General features: G+C 63.7%; 15 protein-coding genes and 1 pseudogene. 10 read left to right on the top strand and 6 right to left on the bottom strand.

What is annotated here, in order from left to right:
* Window positions 1–24: 24 nt before the first annotated feature.
* The 6 genes from BSP239C_RS08770 to BSP239C_RS08745 form a co-directional block, all read right to left on the bottom strand.
* Complete coding sequence (locus tag BSP239C_RS08770) at window positions 25–465, bottom strand: SipW-dependent-type signal peptide-containing protein (RefSeq protein WP_180958961.1); 441 nt, start codon at window positions 463–465, stop codon at window positions 25–27.
* Window positions 466–536: 71 nt separating this feature from the next.
* Window positions 537–1,907: a signal peptidase I gene (locus tag BSP239C_RS08765; protein ID WP_101571944.1), complete on the bottom strand. Its 1,371-nt coding sequence runs from the start codon at window positions 1,905–1,907 to the stop codon at window positions 537–539.
* Window positions 1,904–2,572 carry a SipW-dependent-type signal peptide-containing protein gene (locus BSP239C_RS08760; protein ID WP_180958960.1) on the bottom strand — a complete coding sequence of 223 codons (669 nt, stop codon included), beginning with the start codon at window positions 2,570–2,572 and terminating at the stop codon, window positions 1,904–1,906. Before BSP239C_RS08760 ends, BSP239C_RS08765 begins: the two co-directional genes overlap by 4 nt.
* Window positions 2,573–2,637: 65 nt before the next feature.
* Complete coding sequence (locus tag BSP239C_RS08755) at window positions 2,638–3,243, bottom strand: SipW-dependent-type signal peptide-containing protein (RefSeq protein ID WP_101571940.1); 606 nt, start codon at window positions 3,241–3,243, stop codon at window positions 2,638–2,640.
* 274 nt (window positions 3,244–3,517) lie between these two features.
* The gene (locus BSP239C_RS08750; protein ID WP_101571937.1) at window positions 3,518–3,742 is read right to left on the bottom strand and encodes a sulfurtransferase TusA family protein; all 225 of its coding nucleotides are present in this window, start codon (window positions 3,740–3,742) and stop codon (window positions 3,518–3,520) included.
* Window positions 3,739–4,794 carry a YeeE/YedE family protein gene (locus BSP239C_RS08745; protein ID WP_101571935.1) on the bottom strand — a complete coding sequence of 352 codons (1,056 nt, stop codon included), beginning with the start codon at window positions 4,792–4,794 and terminating at the stop codon, window positions 3,739–3,741. Before BSP239C_RS08745 ends, BSP239C_RS08750 begins: the two co-directional genes overlap by 4 nt.
* Window positions 4,795–4,990: 196 nt before the next feature.
* Here BSP239C_RS08745 and BSP239C_RS08740 point away from each other — a divergent pair, with 196 nt between their 5' ends.
* The 10 genes and pseudogenes from BSP239C_RS08740 (at window position 4,991) to BSP239C_RS08700 (ending at window position 15,889) form a co-directional block, all read left to right on the top strand.
* Window positions 4,991–6,394 (top strand): MmgE/PrpD family protein, encoded by a 1,404-nt coding sequence (locus tag BSP239C_RS08740; protein WP_101571932.1) that lies wholly within the window; start codon window positions 4,991–4,993, stop codon window positions 6,392–6,394.
* 45 nt (window positions 6,395–6,439) lie between these two features.
* Entirely contained in the window at window positions 6,440–7,282 is an 843-nt protein-coding gene (locus BSP239C_RS08735; RefSeq protein ID WP_101571930.1) for a phosphosulfolactate synthase, read from the top strand.
* 159 nt (window positions 7,283–7,441) lie between these two features.
* Window positions 7,442–8,626, top strand: a complete 1,185-nt coding sequence (locus tag BSP239C_RS08730) for a 4-hydroxybenzoate 3-monooxygenase (protein ID WP_101571928.1) — start codon at window positions 7,442–7,444, stop codon at window positions 8,624–8,626.
* Window positions 8,627–8,692: 66 nt separating this feature from the next.
* Window positions 8,693–9,493 (top strand): protocatechuate 3,4-dioxygenase subunit beta, encoded by an 801-nt coding sequence (pcaH, locus tag BSP239C_RS08725; protein ID WP_101571926.1) that lies wholly within the window; start codon window positions 8,693–8,695, stop codon window positions 9,491–9,493.
* Window positions 9,486–10,058, top strand: a complete 573-nt coding sequence (gene pcaG / locus BSP239C_RS08720; RefSeq protein WP_101571924.1) for a protocatechuate 3,4-dioxygenase subunit alpha — start codon at window positions 9,486–9,488, stop codon at window positions 10,056–10,058. The genes pcaH and pcaG overlap by 8 nt, the downstream gene beginning before the upstream one ends.
* A 55-nt stretch (window positions 10,059–10,113) precedes the next feature.
* Window positions 10,114–11,517, top strand: a complete 1,404-nt coding sequence (locus BSP239C_RS08715; RefSeq protein ID WP_101571922.1) for a lyase family protein — start codon at window positions 10,114–10,116, stop codon at window positions 11,515–11,517.
* A gap of 6 nt (window positions 11,518–11,523) precedes the next feature.
* Window positions 11,524–12,315: pseudogene (locus tag BSP239C_RS21100) on the top strand (alpha/beta fold hydrolase); the annotation flags it as partial.
* A 96-nt stretch (window positions 12,316–12,411) separates the two neighbouring features.
* The gene (gene pcaC, locus BSP239C_RS21095) at window positions 12,412–12,825 is read left to right on the top strand and encodes a 4-carboxymuconolactone decarboxylase (RefSeq protein ID WP_226841885.1); all 414 of its coding nucleotides are present in this window, start codon (window positions 12,412–12,414) and stop codon (window positions 12,823–12,825) included.
* Between the two features lie 186 nt (window positions 12,826–13,011).
* Window positions 13,012–14,214, top strand: coding sequence for an MFS transporter (locus BSP239C_RS08705; protein WP_101571919.1), 1,203 nt, complete (start codon window positions 13,012–13,014; stop codon window positions 14,212–14,214).
* 235 nt (window positions 14,215–14,449) lie between these two features.
* A complete protein-coding gene (locus BSP239C_RS08700; RefSeq protein ID WP_101571917.1) occupies window positions 14,450–15,889 on the top strand; it encodes an MFS transporter in 1,440 nt (479 codons plus the stop codon).
* Window positions 15,890–16,042: the final 153 nt, after the last annotated feature.

Here is a 16,042-nt window from a genome sequence, read left to right as displayed (position 1 = left end):
GCCACGAAAGATGGGTCCTGCCCATCAAGAATTGCAGCGCAAGACCAACCCGAGAGTCGCGAGATTGATTCCATGCCCTTTCACCGTCGCTGCGCTTCCGCTCCATTCACCGATCGGCTTTGCCTGAACAGTGAGCGTGTAAGTAGGAATGGACAACAGCGACAGCTTCGTGTCCCGATATGTCAGTGTCGTTTCCTCAGTGGTGTAGGTTGTCGTGCTGGGGGAGCTGAGCAGCGGAGTCCTGATAACCGTGACTGTGTATGCGAGTTGCACAGAGTCTGATATCTGCGGCCTCTTCCAATCCAGCTTTAACTGGTCGCCGCCTAGACCGAGCAATCCGCTGTTGTCCGTGCAAGTAAGATCCCTGATCTTCAGCGATCCAGCCGAGAACGATCCTGTTGCCTCATCCTTGTCGGTCCACGCGGCCGTCGTCGAGCGAACGCCAGATAGGCCGAGGACGAGCATGACGAGCGCGAACCCTGCGATCAGAGCACGGACTCGACGACCCCGAATCAACTGATGCCAACGAGGCTGAGTCATGGCTTCCTCCGACTACGCGTTCTGGCCACGACGGCCGACCCAGTCGCGATGAGCACTGCGGCGGCCAGGAGGATCCACAGCAAACCTTCCACACCGGTTCGTGGCAGATCACCGGGGACGTCTGGATTTTCAGGACCTGGTGCGCCGGGTTCACCTGGGTCACCGGGGCCGAGCGAGACTTCTTCTCCTTGGCCGATGGCGGTCAGGCGGACTCCACTGCGGTGACCTGCCACCGCCTCGGCGTCGGCGTTCTTGTTCATGGTGACTGTCACCTGAACTCGGCGCTTCTCATCACTGGGCATTTCGAGCAGCCGTCGGTCACTGTCGGGTGACGCACCGAGGTCGGTGAGCGCCACATCATTGACCGGCTCTGCCGCACCGCCAGGGCACTCATCCATCGGCACGATCTGGGAACAAGTGCGAACGTCAACGAGTAGTTGTGACGCGAGGGCCTCCGACAACTGGCCCGAGCCGATCTCCAGTTCCACTTTTCCAGGGTCGGGAGCGTCGGCCCACACGTCGACTGTCCAGTCAGCCGAAGCACCGGGACTGAGGCTGAGCATTGTCGATTCGTCTCCGGTTGCCCGCATTCGCAGGTACTGTCCGTGCACCTCGGCGGGGGTAGTGGTCTCCGCACCGGAAGCAGCCGCTGCCGGCTCAGCTGCTGGGATAGCGGCGAGTTCCTGCGGTAAGGGCCCGAACATTCCTGTTCCGGCGGCGACGATGGCAGCGACGGCGGGAAGCGCCACGGCGTGCTTGGGTGATCGGGTTACGGCTGGCTGCGGTTCGGAGTGCGTGGCCGAGCTTGCGGGTGCCTCGACGACGTCATCGCGGTCGGCATCGTCGTCCTCGCGTCGAGGCCAGAACGCCCAGACGACGAGCAGCGAGGCCGCGATCGTGATGCCGCCGAGTGCGAACGGGTTTCGCAGCTGCTGGATGATCGGGGCGATACCGGGAATGGAGAACAGGACCCTGCGAACGGTCTCGGCGGAGTAGGGCTCGGGATCCTTCGCCTCGTTTGCGTCGCCCTTCATCTCGAAGGTGACCTCGCCGGATTGAGCATCCGCATCGAGGATCGAGGTCACGCGGTGCGTCACGGGCAGGACCTTCTCGCCACGGTCGGCGGTGACGATATCGCCGACGTTCATCTCCTGTGCAGGGATCTCGTGGACGAAGGCGATCGAACCGGCGGTGATCGTCGGGGTCATCGAGCCTGTTTTGAACATCATGATCGAGATGTTGAAGACGAAGCTGAGGATGACGAGGACGATGCACACGACGCCCAATACAGCGAGGATGTTGAGCAGGGCCGCGCCGAGCCACGATGTGGGGCGCTTTCTAGGGGCGGCGTCGTGAGAACTTGTCACGACGGTGCCTTGTTCGTGGCAGTGAATGTCCAAGTGTTCGACGCGGACGTGCCCTGTGCTGAGCTCGGGGTGGTCGTCGGAAGAGTGACTTCGAAGCAGTAGGCTCGAACCGACCTGCCGGCTTGGCCGACCAACCGCGAACCGGCGCCTGAGTGGTCCTTATCCGAGAGATTCGTCGTAGTTGAAGCACCGCCGTAGACGTAGTCCGCACCTGAGTTGAACGCCGAGGCATTACACGTGAAACCGCCGGACGAGTATGAGGCCGTCACCGCTTTGTAGACCAGCGACCCGGCGATGCCGCTTGTGCCGCCTGTCCCTCCGCTCGACACTTTCAGCTCACCATCAATCGAGGTGTCCGGCGTAGTCCGAATGAACACCGGAGCGTAGACCTTCGATCCCGGGTACATCCCAGTGGCGTTGAAAGTCATCGTCGACGTGTTGTTCCAGTTGGTGCCGTCGACTGAGAGATCAATGTTGAACGTACCCGCTTTGAACGAACCAGTGGCCTGTTCTGTGTCGGTCCACGCCGCCGACGTCGCCGCCGCACCGATGCCGAAGACCAATCCTCCGGCGAGGATCGCCTTGATTCGGCGATTGCGCAGGCGTCGCCGATTCTGCTCACGCTGCCGTTTCCGGAGTCGACTGTCTGAGCGGGTCTCGTTCAAGACCTGCTCAGACAGGGTCGGATCGCCAGAGGCATCCGTTGGAAACTGCACGGAGTCCGCTGGAATTATTCAGCGGAGGTCGCGGTGAACTGCCACTGAGCCTTCGCGGCATCGCCCTCCGTCAGATCGTCACTGGCGGTGACCTGGAAGCACAGGGTGACAGGAGCACCTGCTGCGCTGCCCGCGCCTGCGGTCAGGTCAAACCCCTGAGCACCTGTGGTCGCATCCAAAGCCGTACCGGCCGGAACGACGGTTGTGCCCGTTGCACCTTCGCCGCACGACGCGGCATCGTCGACGGTGACGATTCCGTAGCTCAGGTTCGCTTCGTTGGCACCGCTGCCTGCGGCGGATTCGAGGACCACGCTTGCGTCGTATGTAGTCGCATCATCGAGACGGAGGACGAAGGGCGCTGCCACGGTGTCACCTGGAGACAGGTTTTTGCCGCCATCGAGGTCGAAACTCAACGACGCTGCGTCACCCGAGCTCTCGTGATCGGTGAAGTCGGTTCCATTGGTGCTGCCCTGAACGTTGAACGAACCGGCACCGAAGGTTCCCTCGGCCCATTCGTTGTCTGTCCAGGCGGCCAGCGTCACTGCAGCTCCGACGCCGAGCACGATGCCACCTGCGAGGATAGCCTTGAACTTACGAGAGCGCGTCGGGGACTGCGTCATTCTGACTCCTTGGAAAAGCACGTATGTGCACAGATCACCATCGGTAGTGATTCGTTCATTATCGTACAATTACTTTTTGACTAACGCCATTTATCACACCTGTGCTTTTCGGCACAGAGGTGATTCTTCAAGCGATTCCAGAACAATGCACACCACTGGAACTACGCGGTAACGAAAGTGGCCCTGCCGACCTGCAGGGCCACTTCAGAGCCAGGGACGCTCGGGCGGTCGAGAAAACGGCCGAGATGCCAGCCGAGCGGCAGCCTGTTGCCGGTCAGGCTTTCTGAACCGTGATCGTCCAACTGGCGTCACCGGTGCGATCGAAGTGGGTCACGGGGTAGCCGTTCTCGGCCGCCCACTGGGGGATCGCCTCGGTGGCTTGGGTGCAGTCGAAGTTGATGACGAGCTCATCGCCGTTGTCCATTCCGCCGATTGCGTCTTTGGCCTCAACCAGAGGGAACGGGCAGACCAGTCCTTTTGTCTCTAGTACCTGTTTCATACACTCCTGCTTTCTGCGGGCTGCGCGACACCTGTCCGCGCCCCCGACTTGATGGTGAACTTCGCGGCGACTCCTGCGCCGACGATCATGAAGAAGGTTGCGACCCAGCCCTGGTATTCGAACTGTGCGGTCGAGACCATCGCATTGCCGACCGTGCATCCGCCGGCGATCGCGGCACCGACACCCATGCCGATTCCACCGAGGATGGACTTGACCACTGTCCCTTGGTCAGGCACACGGATCCGGAACTCACCCGAGGCCTTCGCCGCGATGAACGAGCCCACAAGAATACCGATGACGAGCATGACGCCCCAGTCGACAAGGGATGAGTCTCCCGTGCCCAGGAAGGTGGTGAGATTCGCCGAAGGCGTCGTGATACCCAGACCGGAGTTGCGCCCGGTCGCGGCCGAGAGCGGCCAGGCGATCGTTGCGATGATGCCGATGACGACAGCAGTGACGAAGGGGTTCCAGCGCTTCTCCGTGAGGATGTGCGCCAGCCCCTTCTTCAGCGGCGGCAGGGTCGCGACGGGCGTGGCGGTCTTCTTGTTGTGGTGCACGGTGACCGCGATGGCGATGGCTGAGATGATCGCGACGAAGACCCACGGGCTCAGCCCGGTCGACGCCTGGAGCGTGCCGCTCTCGATCGTGATCGAGCGCAGCCCTTCCGTCACCGAGGCGAGCGGACCGTTCTTCATCACGGACGAGACCAGCGCGTAGAAGATCAGCGCGAACCAGCTGCCTACCAGACCTTCGCCCGCCCGATAGTAGGTGCCCGTGGCACAACCGCCGGCGAGGACCATGGCGAACCCGAAGATCAGCCCGCCGACGATGGAGGCCAACCACGGGAAGGGCGATGCTTCGAGTGTGATCACCCCCAGACTGTTGAGCAGGAACAGCCCGATCGAATGAACGGCGATGAGGAGGATGAGTGCTGAGAACCACCGAGTGTTTCCGGTCAGCGTGAGATCGCGAAAGGCTCCGGTCACACAGAATCGCCCTCGCTGGAGGACGAATCCGAGTACCAGGCCGACGATGAGTCCGGTGATGATCATGAATCTGCTTTCTCTGGCGGCAGTACGGCGGGGGTCACAACAACCGCCCATTCTGCTCAACAATCAATCTCACGTCAACGTCAGACCAATCACAACAATTGCCTCACTGTGATCCAGATTCACCAAAAGTACCTTGACATCAAGATACTTTTGGTGAAATAGTTAGGAATACCTAACCTAACTAGGAGAGGTCAAAATGACAAACAGTCAGACAACAGCCACACAGACACTCACCAATGTGCAGGCACTCGCCGAATTCGTCGACAAGGCCTCGCTGGACATGCTCAGCGAGCAGGCCCTCGAGCAGCTCAAGATCCGCGTCCTCGACACGATCGGCGTCGCCATCGGCGCCCTCGATGCCGAGCCGCTGCAGGAGATCCGCGCACTGATCGAAGATCTCGATGCCGGGCAGGGAGCCACCCTCATCGGCGGCGGCCACACCAGCACGGACCACGCCGCCTTCTTTAACTCGGCCCTGAGCAGGTATCTCGACTTCATGGATGCCTACCTCGCCAAGGATGAGACCAACCACCCGTCGGACAATATGGGCGCGGTCCTCGCCGCAGCCGAGCACGCAGACGCTTCGGGGGCGGACTTCCTCACGGCCTTCGCCGTGGCCTATCAGATCCACGCGCGCCTCTCGGACGTCGCTCCGGTCCGTGACCTTGGCTTCGACCACACGACACAGGGCGCGTTCGCTGCTGGCGCCGCCTCGGCGAAGGCACTGGGTCTGAACGCCGAGCAGATCGCCCACGCGGCCGCCATGGCCGGAACCGCGAACGTCGCCCTGCGGGTGACGCGCACCGGTGATCTCAGCCATTGGAAGGGCCTGGCCTACCCGCACGTGTCGAAGGAGGGAGTCTTCGACGCCCTTCTCGCCGCACACGGGATCACCGGACCCGCCCAAGTCTTCGAGGGCAACAAGGGTTTCAAGGCCCTGGCTGGGGACTTCGATCTCGACTGGTCGGCCGAGGATCTGGAGAAGGTCACCGGCACGATCATCAAGAAGCACAACGCCGAGATCCACTCCCAGTCCGCACTCGATGCAGCCCAGGACATCCGCAGCCAGGAGGGGTTCCGCACCGATGCCATCGCCAGCGTCGAGCTGACGACCTTCGACGTCGCGTATTCGATCATCGGCGGCGGCGAGGAGGGCGACAAGCGCTCGATCCGCACCAAGGAAGAGGCCGACCACTCACTGCCTTGGATGGTCGCCGTTGTCCTACTCGACGGGGAGCTCAACCCAGCTCAGTACGAGTCCGAGCGCATCGTCGACGACGATGTGCAGGACCTCATGCGCAAGGTGACGATCACTCCCTCCAAGGAGTTCAGCGACCGCTTCCCCGAGCACATGTGCGCCGACCTCGTCGTCACGCTCGGCGATGGCACGCAGTTCCGGGCCAGCACGGATGATTACGAGGGCTTCACCACGCACCCGCTCGACTGGGCGGGCGCACGGAGGAAGTTCGACGCACTGACCTCCCCATTCGCCGAGGTGGGACTGCGAAACGAGATCGCCGACCTCGTCCACGACCTCGAGAATCACCGGATCAAGGAGCTCACCGCGGTTCTCGCGCAGGTTCCCCTCGCCCGCAGCTGATCACTCCCCGTCGGCACACCGCCGACACCGAAGAAAGGAAACACAATGTCGAATGCCATTGATTTCGATGTGTCCATGAACTTCGTCCCCCGCGCCTGGCGCCCGGCCAAGCCCCGCACCATCGGGATGACCGAAATCCGCGCCCCGTACTACTCAACCTTCGGCACCCGCCACCTGCAGGACGTCTTCGACGTCGCCGGTCAGTGGGTCGACGGCATCAAGTGGGCCGGAGGGTCTTTCTCCCTCGTCCCCGCCGAACAGGTCAAGGCGATGAGCGACATCGCCCACGACAACGGCTCCTATGTCTCCTCGGGAGGCTGGATCGAGACCGTGCTGCGCTACGGCGACGACGCGGTCGACCAGTACCTCAAGGAGGCCAAGGAGGTCGGCTTCGATGTCATCGAGATCTCGACCGGCTTCATCATGCTGCCGACCTCGGGTCTGGAACGACTCGTCGAGAAGGTCGTCAAAGCCGGACTCAAGGCCAAGCCCGAACTGGGCATCCAGATCGGCTCCGGAGGCGACTCCGGTGAGGCCGAGCTGGCCGCCGAATCCGCGAAGGACATCGGCGACCTCGTCGACCGCGGGAAGCGGGCACTGGACGCCGGTGCCTCGATCATCATGATCGAATCCGAAGGCATCACGGAGAACGTCGATGAGCGGAACACCGCTGCGGCGGCTTCCATCATCAACGGCCTCGGCCTGGAGAACGTCATGTTCGAAGCCGCCGATGGACCTGTCTTCGAGTGGTATATCAAGAACTATGGAAACGAATGCAACCTGTTCGTCGACCACTCCCAGATCCTCCAACTGGAGGGACTGCGCCAGAACATCTGGGGCAACAAGTCCACCTGGGGACGGGTGATCAACCCGGCTCCGGTCAAGTAAGGCAACGACTGGGCGACCGCACCCTGCGGTCCGCGCGGCGGGGGCACCTAGTTTCCGGCGTCGCCCCCGCCGCGCTTTTTCTCATTCATTGATAACAGCCTCGCCTTGTGTCAGTGACCGGGCGCACACTGAGAGGACGATTACGGCAAGGAGGCCCAGGTGCCAGAATTTCAAACCGACGTTGCGATCGTCGGAGCAGGTCCGGCCGGGCTCCTGCTCGCCCATACGCTGCACAATGCGGGGATCGACTCCGTCGTCATCGACAACCGCAGCCGCGACGACATCGCCCACACTCACCGTGCAGGAATCCTCGAAGCAGGATCGGTGCGCATGCTCGAGGCCGAAGGCATCGAATCCCGCGTGCACACCGCCGGCCACCGTCACGACGGCATCGACATCCGCGTCAACGGCGTCAGCCACTCCTTCGACTTCCCTGATCTCATCGGCGAATCCGTCTGGCTCTACCCGCAGAACGAGATCTTCGTCGACCTCTCCGCCGCCCGCGAACGCACCGGCCGCCCCACCTTCTACTCGGTCACCGACACCGCGATCGGCGATATCGAAACCGAACACCCCTGGGTAACTGCCACGACCGAGGACGGCGAGGAACTGCGCATCAATGCCCGCTACGTCGTCGGCTCCGACGGCTCCCGCGGCCCCTGCCGGGCCATGATCCCAGCGGACACGAAGCAGCGCTTCTTCCACGAATACCCCTTCGCCTGGTTCGGCATCCTCTGCGAGGCACCGGCCAGCCACGAGGTCCTCATCTACTCCCGCTCCGAACGCGGCTTCGCGCTGATCTCCCAGCGCAGCGAGAACGTACAGCGCATGTACTTCCAAACGTCGACCGACACCGAGGTGGGCGATTGGTCCGACGACCGCATCTGGTCAGAACTGCAGGCCAGGGTCGAGGGACCAGACGGCTTCCAACTGAAGACGGGTGCGATCATCGACAAGAACATCCTGCCCTTCCGCTCGGCGGTGACCGAGCCGATGCAGCACGGTTCCCTGTTCCTCGCCGGCGACAGCGCCCACACCGTTCCCCCGACCGGAGCCAAGGGCCTCAACCTCGCGTTCGCCGACGTGTCCGTGCTCGCCCCGGCCCTGATCTCGGCGCTGAAGAACTCCGAAGCCGAGGCGCTGGCCGGGTACTCGCAGACCGCGACGAAACGCGTGTGGAAGGCGCAGAACTTCTCCTACCAGATGACCCGGATGCTCCACTCCGACTCCAGCCAGGATGCCTTCGAAACGAAGCGCAGCCTCGGCGAGTTGAATTCGATCCTCGAATCCGAGCACGGCCGGCGCTACCTCGCCGAGTGCTACACGGGTTGGCCGAAGGGCTGAGCCTGCTCAGTCAACGAAACAGCAGAACCACCACGAATTTGCGACACCGAGAAGAAAGGTTCGACCATGGGTGCACAGAAGCTCTCCGGCCCAGATGATGCGGCCGAGTCACAGCAGACCCTGTCTGCCGAGATCGAGGCGATCGAGGCCGAACACAAGAACGCAGTCGCCGCCGGCACACCGGCCGAGACACAGCCGCGCCTGGACTACCGGCCATACCGGTCCTCGATTCTGCGGCATCCGACGAAGGACCCCCGGCACACCGATCCGGAGACGATCGAACTCTTCTCCCCCGCCTTCGGTCACCGCGACTTGGCGAACCTCGAATCCGACCTCACTATCCAGGCCGGCGGGGAACCGATCGGCGAACGCATCAAGGTCACTGGCCGCGTCCTCGACGGCGACGGACGACCCGTGCGCAACCAGCTCGTCGAGATCTGGCAGGCCAACTCCGCCGGACGCTACATCCACAAACGCGATCAGCATCCGGCCCCGATCGACCCGAACTTCACCGGCGTCGGTCGCACCCTGACCGGAGACGACGGCTCATATTCGTTTACGACGATCAAACCGGGCCCCTATCCATGGAAGAACCACCACAATGCGTGGCGGCCGGCCCACATCCACTTCTCACTCTTCGGCTCCGAGTTCACGCAGCGCATGATCACTCAGATGTATTTCCCGAGTGACCCGCTGTTCGCTCTCGACCCGATCTACCAGTCGATCACGGATCAGAAGGCCCGCGATCGCCTCGTCGCCACCTACGATCACAACATCACCGAGCACGAATTCCTCATGGGCTACAACTGGGACATCGTGCTCACCGGAGGCAACCGCACCTGGATGGAAGAAGAGGACGATGACTGAGACGAAGCTCACCGCAACACCCGGCCAGACCGTCGGACCATTCTACGGGTACGCCATGCCCTGGCCCGGCGATAACGAACTCGTCCCCCCAGCCAAGGACGGGGCAGTCCAACTCCACGGCTACGTCTACGACGGGGCAGGTGACCCCATCCCCGATGCGATCCTCGAGATCTGGCAGCCCGATGAGAACGGCGAAGTCTCGAGCAATTCGGGATCGCTGCGCCGTGACGGATTCACGTTCACCGGATTCGGCCGCAACGAGGTCGACCCACAAGGCCGCTTCGTCTTCTCCACTCTCAACCCAGGTGCCACGGAGCCCGGCAAGGCGCCGTTCATCAGCGTCGTCATCTTCGCCCGTGGACTGCTCAACAGACTCTTCACCAGGATCTATCTTCCCGAAGACGCCGCAGCCCTGGCCGCTGATCCGCTGCTGTCCTCCCTGGAGTCAGACGAAGGAGATCGACTGATTGCCACCCGTGAGGCTGACGGATCGCTTCGTTTCGACATACGGTTGCAGGGTGAGAACGAGACACCGTTCCTGCGGTTCCCCAGTCACGAAGACTGAGCAGAGTCGCATCAGGCTACTCAACCGCGACTGCAGCGGCTGGAGAGGACACACAATGACTGACAGCGTTGCCCATACGCGCCTCCTGTTCGCCCCAGGCGATCTGCGAGGCGCCGAAGCCATCGACGATGTCGCCCTCGTGTCTGCACTCGGCGACGTCGAATCGGCGTGGATCAATGCTCAGGCACATGCCGGACTGATCTCCGCTGACGCCCGCGCCGAGGCGGTGGCGGGCATCGAAGCCACCACCCGGTCCCTGCTCTCAGAAGCCTCTGCGCTCGAGGCCTTAGCCGCGGACTCCGAATCCGGTGGCAATCCGGTCATCCCATTCCTCAAGGCCGTCCGCTCACAGCTCGGCCAGGATGCGTCCCGGGCCTTGCACAAGGGCCTGACCAGTCAGGACGTCATGGACTCGGCGCTCGGGCTGCTCATGGCCCGCGTCGCCCGCCAGACTCATGCGCGCCTCGACGTCATCGCCGAGGCGCTCGTCGGCCTCTCCGACGCCCATGCCTCGACCGTGTGCCTGGCCCGCACCCTGACCCAACCGGCCCTGCCGACGACCTTCGGACTCAAGGCTGCGGCCTGGGCCTCGGAAGTCCAGGAGGTCCAGAGTCTCACCCCCCGCATCGACTATGTGCAGGTCGGAGGTGCGGCCGGCACCCGAGCCGCGATCCGCGAGTTCGCCGGGACCCAGACCGAGGCACTGCTGCGCGAATTCCATGTGCAGCTGCGCGGACCCGACGCCGCGCTCACCAGCATTCCCGTGCCTTGGCACACCGACCGCGTCCGGGTCCTCAACTGGGCCTCCCACCTCACACAGTGTGTGACCGTCGGAGCTTCGATCGCTCGTGACGTACTCATCGGAACCCGCCCGGAGGTCGGCGAACTGAGCCTGGCCTCGACCGGCGGATCCTCGGCGATGCCGCAGAAACTCAACCCCACCTCGGCGGTCTTGCTCCACCGCAACGGAATGCGCGCCCCCGGTGCCATGGCCACACTGACCTCGACCGCCGCCGAAGCGATCGAGGAACGCTCCGACGGAGCCTGGCACGCCGAATGGCCTGCCCTGTCCGAACTCATGAGCCTGGCGGTGTCTTCCCTCATCATGCTCCAGACAATGGTCGAGGGACTCAGCGTCAACCCCGACGCGATGCTGAAGAACGTGGACACCGCCAGCCCCGGCATCTATGCCGAACGCCTCAACATCGCCTTCGGCGACAGGCTGTCGAAGACCGAGATCCAGAACATCATCGCTCCCGACGGTGACCCGGTGGCCGCACTCTCAGCAGCGCTCGCCCAGCACCCGGTCGCCGGTGACGACGCACTCGACCTCGCCGACTTCTTCTCACCGGAGAACTACCTCGGCGATGCCGAAGACATCCGCCAGACCATCATCGCCACCATCAACGGACCCGAGCCCGTATCACCGGGCCTCCTCCCCTTCGCCTCGAGAAAGTGATCTGACGTGGAACTGACCGCAACTGTCCTTGCCGCACCGACCGCCCCCGCCACCGCGAACCCGCGCATCCTCATCGTCCTGCCCTCACTGGGCACCTCGGTGAGCGCACTGTGGCAGTCCGCGTCCACCCACCTCGGCGGAGTGCACCCGGAGACGACTGTCATCGGCATCGATCTGCCCGGTCACGGTCGTTCGGCACCGGTCGACGTCCCCGCGGGGACATCCGAGGTTCCCAAGCTGACGATGAGCGACCTCGCCGAGGCGGTCCTGGCTACCCTCGATCGCATCCTTCCCGATGTCGCCGGGTCTGCTGCTGCCCGCATCAGCGTGGCCGGTGATTCGATCGGCGGAGCCATCGCCCTGCAGCTGGCCCTCGACCACGCCGATCGCTTCGACCGCGCCGCGGTGTTCTGCACCGGCGCGAAGATCGGCGAGGCCAGCGGTTGGGAAGAACGCGCCGAGGTCGTCGCCACTTCGGGCACTCCCACACAGGTCATCGGTTCAGCCCAGCGCTGGTTCGGTGAGGGCTTCATGGACCGCGAACCAGAGACTTCGGCCGCACTGCTGCATTCGCTGCAGGACGCGGACCGCTTCTCCTACGCCGCGCTCTGCCATGCGCTGGCCTCCTTCGACGTCCGCTCACGTCTGTCCAGCATCTCTCTGCCTGTTCTCGCCGTGGCCGGGGCCCAGGACCAACCGACCCCGCCGACCAAGCTCGCAGAGATCGCCAACGGCATCTCCGGTGCCCTCCTCGAGGTCATCGAGGGTGCGGCCCACCTCGTACCCGCCGAGGCGCCGGCAGTCGTCGCCGGTCTGCTCCACGATTTTCTGGACGGAAACACCACGGGCGGAAGCGCTGCGAGCGCAGCGAACTCAGGTGCAGCCTCGGCGGAACTGCCGACCGCTTCCGGTCCTCGCGAAGCCAGCAGGGACGAGGTCCGCGAGGCCGGGATGACCGTGCGCCGTCAGGTCCTCTCCGACGCCCACGTCGACCGGGCCAACGCGAAGGTCGACGACTTCACCGCGGACTTCCAGGACCTCATCACCCGCTACGCCTGGGGCGAGATCTGGACCCGCCCTGGCCTGGAGAAGCGCATGCGTTCGGCGATCACGCTGACCGCAATGATCGCCGGCGGTCACGAGGCCGAACTCGCGATGCACGTCAAGGCCGCTGTCCGCAATGGTCTGAGCCGTGATGAGATCAAGGAAGTCCTGCTCCAATCGGCCATCTACTGTTCCGTGCCGAGTGCGAACACCGCGTTCTCAGTGGCTTCGCAGGCACTGGCGGAGATGGACGAAGAGAGCTGAGGCGCTGGCTGGAGCTGAGCCGGCCCTGGCCCGCGAGGCTGTTCGAATCGTCACATTGCGTCGGAGGGGCTACCGATGGCCGTCGCTGAGCAATAGGCTTGTTCGGTTGCGGTGAATCGTCCGGTCGGGTCTCCGACCCCGGGCATCGCGTCTGTTCGACCTACCCACTCCGTCCGAAGGGACTCCATGAGCGACGCTCCGGTGCCACGCCGAGTCTACAAATTCGCCGTCTTCGCCTTAGCGATCGGCGCCTTTGCCATCGGTGTGACCGAGTTCGCCACCATGGGCCTGCTGCCCCATATCGCCCGGGAGCTCGGCATCACCGTGCCGCAGGCCGGGCATGCCGTGTCGTTCTACGCGATCGGCGTCGTTGTGGGCGCACCGCTGATCACCACGATCGCCGCTCACATGGACCGCAAGAATCTGCTGCTGGGCCTCATGGGGCTCTTCGCCCTCGGCAACCTCGCCTCGATGCTCGCCCCCGACGCCGCCCTGTTCAATATTGCTCGCTTCGCCAGTGGACTCCCCCACGGGGCCTACCTGGGCATCGGCGCGATCGTCGCCTCCACGCTCGTGCCCCCGAATCGTCGCGGACGCGCAATGTCACGCGTCATGCTGGGTCTGACGATCGCGAACATCGTCGGTGTCCCCATCGCCACGGCACTGGGCAACATGTTCGGCTGGCGCAGCGCCTACGCCCTCGTCGCCGGACTCGGCATCCTCTGCGTCGTCATGGTCGCCATCGCGGTCCCCCGTGTGAAACTCGGCGCAGCCCCCTCAGCTCGCGGTGAGATGAAGGCACTAGCACGTCCGCAGATCGTCCTCACTCTCCTTGCCGGTTCCGTCGGCTTCGGCGGCATGTTCGCCGTCTACACCTACATCACCCCGACCATGACTGACGTCGCCGGCGTCCCTGAGGTTGCGATCCCCTGGGTCCTCGCCGTCTACGGCCTCGGAATGACCGCCGGCTCACTCATCGCAGGTCCGCTCGTCGACAAGTCCATCGAACGCTCCGGCATCGGCGGCATGATCCTCTCCGCCATCGTGCTCTCCGCATTCGGTGCCTTCACCCACATCGCGGCCGTTGCGATCGTCGCGCTCTTCCTCATCGGCATCGCCGGTTCGATGATCACGACCGCTCTGCAGATGCGTCTGCTGCGCGATTCCCACGACGCCCCGAGCCTGTCCGCGGCGATGAACCACGCCGCGTTCAACCTCGCCAACGCCCTCGGCGCCTGGCTCGGCGGCATCGTCATCACCGCCGGCATGGGCTACCGCGCCCCGGCCTGGGTGGGCGTCGGTCTGTGCCTGCTCGGACTCATCGTCCTCATAATCGCGATCGCTCTGCGCCGAGGCGGCTCCGAGAACCGCTCGACCGTCGAGCTCTGAGTCCTGCCGAGGCCTGTCACGTTCTGGCGAGCCTTGCCGTGTCTTGACGCCGGAGTCGGACAGATCACTCGGACGTACAAGTAATCTCAACGTCTGAGACTTGAGGGGCGCGTTTTCTGAGACAGGAGTAGTGTCTAGCAGTCGCCCTTCATCCCTGTGTCCGGCGGCTTCCATCTGACACGAGCACCATCCGCCCGTGCCTTCGTCTTTCGATTACAGCGGAGCACAAAAGAACATGTCCACCGATACACAGCCGGGCTCCCCGAACGCGCAGCCTGGATCAGAGCACGACGACGCCATTGCGGCGACTCGGAAGAACAACACCCGAGGCAAGGTTCTCACCGCCTCGATGGTCGGCACGACGATCGAATTCTTCGACTTCTACGCCTACGCGACCGCATCTTCGCTGGTGTTCCCTGCCCTCTTCTTCCCGAACCAGACCTCGACGACGCAGCTGCTGAGCTCCTTCGCAATCTTCGGCGTCGCCTTCGTCGCCCGCCCTCTGGGCTCCATCATCTTCGGCCACTTCGGTGACCGCGTCGGCCGCAAGAAGACGCTCATCGCATCGCTGCTCATCATGGGCATCGGCACCTTCCTCATCGGGCTTCTTCCCACCGCGAGCACTCCGGGCTGGATCATTCTGGCACCACTCCTCCTCGTCCTCCTGCGCTTCTGCCAGGGTGTCGGCCTCGGCGGCGAATGGTCGGGTGCGGCACTGCTCGCAACTGAGAACGCACCAAAGGGCAAACGCGCCATCTGGGGTACGTTCCCGCAGCTCGGCGCTCCTATCGGCTTCATCATTGCCAACCTGCTCTTCATCGGACTCAACAGGTGGACCTCCCCCGAGGCGTTCCTCGCCTGGGGCTGGCGCATCCCATTCCTGCTCTCGGCTCTTCTCGTCGCGGTCGGCCTCTATGTCCGCATGTCGCTCATGGAGACCCCCGCATTCCAGCTGGTCGCCCAGAAGCAGCAGATCTCGAAGGCCCCTCTCGCCGCTGTCTTCAAGACAAGCTGGAAGCCACTGGTCCTCGGCACCTTCATCATGTTCGCGACCTACGTGATCTTCTACTTCATGACCGCGTTCACCCTCACCTACGGCACCTCACCAGCCACGACCGGTCAGGCGAAGGCCGCCGCCGAGGCTGCGGGCACGGTCTTTGATCCCGCAGGGTTCGTCGCGGGGCTGGGGTATACGAAGAGTGAGTTCCTCACTTACCTCATCATCGGCGTCGTGTTCTTCGGCATCTTCACTGTGGTCTCCGGTCCCCTGGCTGAGAAACTGGGGCGGCGCAAGATGCTCATGGGAGTGACGATCCTCATCGCCGCCTACGGCCTCGTCGTCAACGTCCTGTTCAACGCGGGAACCGCCGGCGTCATCATCGCTCTGATCGTCGGCTTCATCCTGATGGGCCTGACCTTCGGCCCGATGGCCGCCTACCTGCCGGAGCTGTTCCCCGCCAACGTCCGCTACACCGGGTCGGCGATCTCCTACAACATGTCCAGCGTCATCGGTGCGGGGCCGGCGCCCTTCGCCATGGTCGCCCTGTGGCAGGCCGAAGGCGGAACGATCTTCTACTGCGGCCTCTACATCATCGGGGCGGCGATTCTCACGCTCATCGCCCTGTTCCTGGCCAAGGACACCTCGGACCTCGACATGGAGGCTCAGCTGAGCTGAAGCAGACAGTGGCCGGTCACGGCCCATTGCGCGCGACCGGATTGGTGGTCGTGGACTCGAGAGAAGTCTCCAGTCTGCGGCCACCTTTCTCATCTCCGAAACCTCGGCGAACCTCGGGCCAAATAAAGGAATCTCAACACTACGATTTGGAAA

This window comes from Brevibacterium sp. 239c (genome assembly GCF_900169365.1).
Classification (GTDB): domain Bacteria; phylum Actinomycetota; class Actinomycetes; order Actinomycetales; family Brevibacteriaceae; genus Brevibacterium.
Note: the sequence above shows the minus strand (reverse complement) of the source record. Positions and strands in the feature narration are given on the sequence as shown.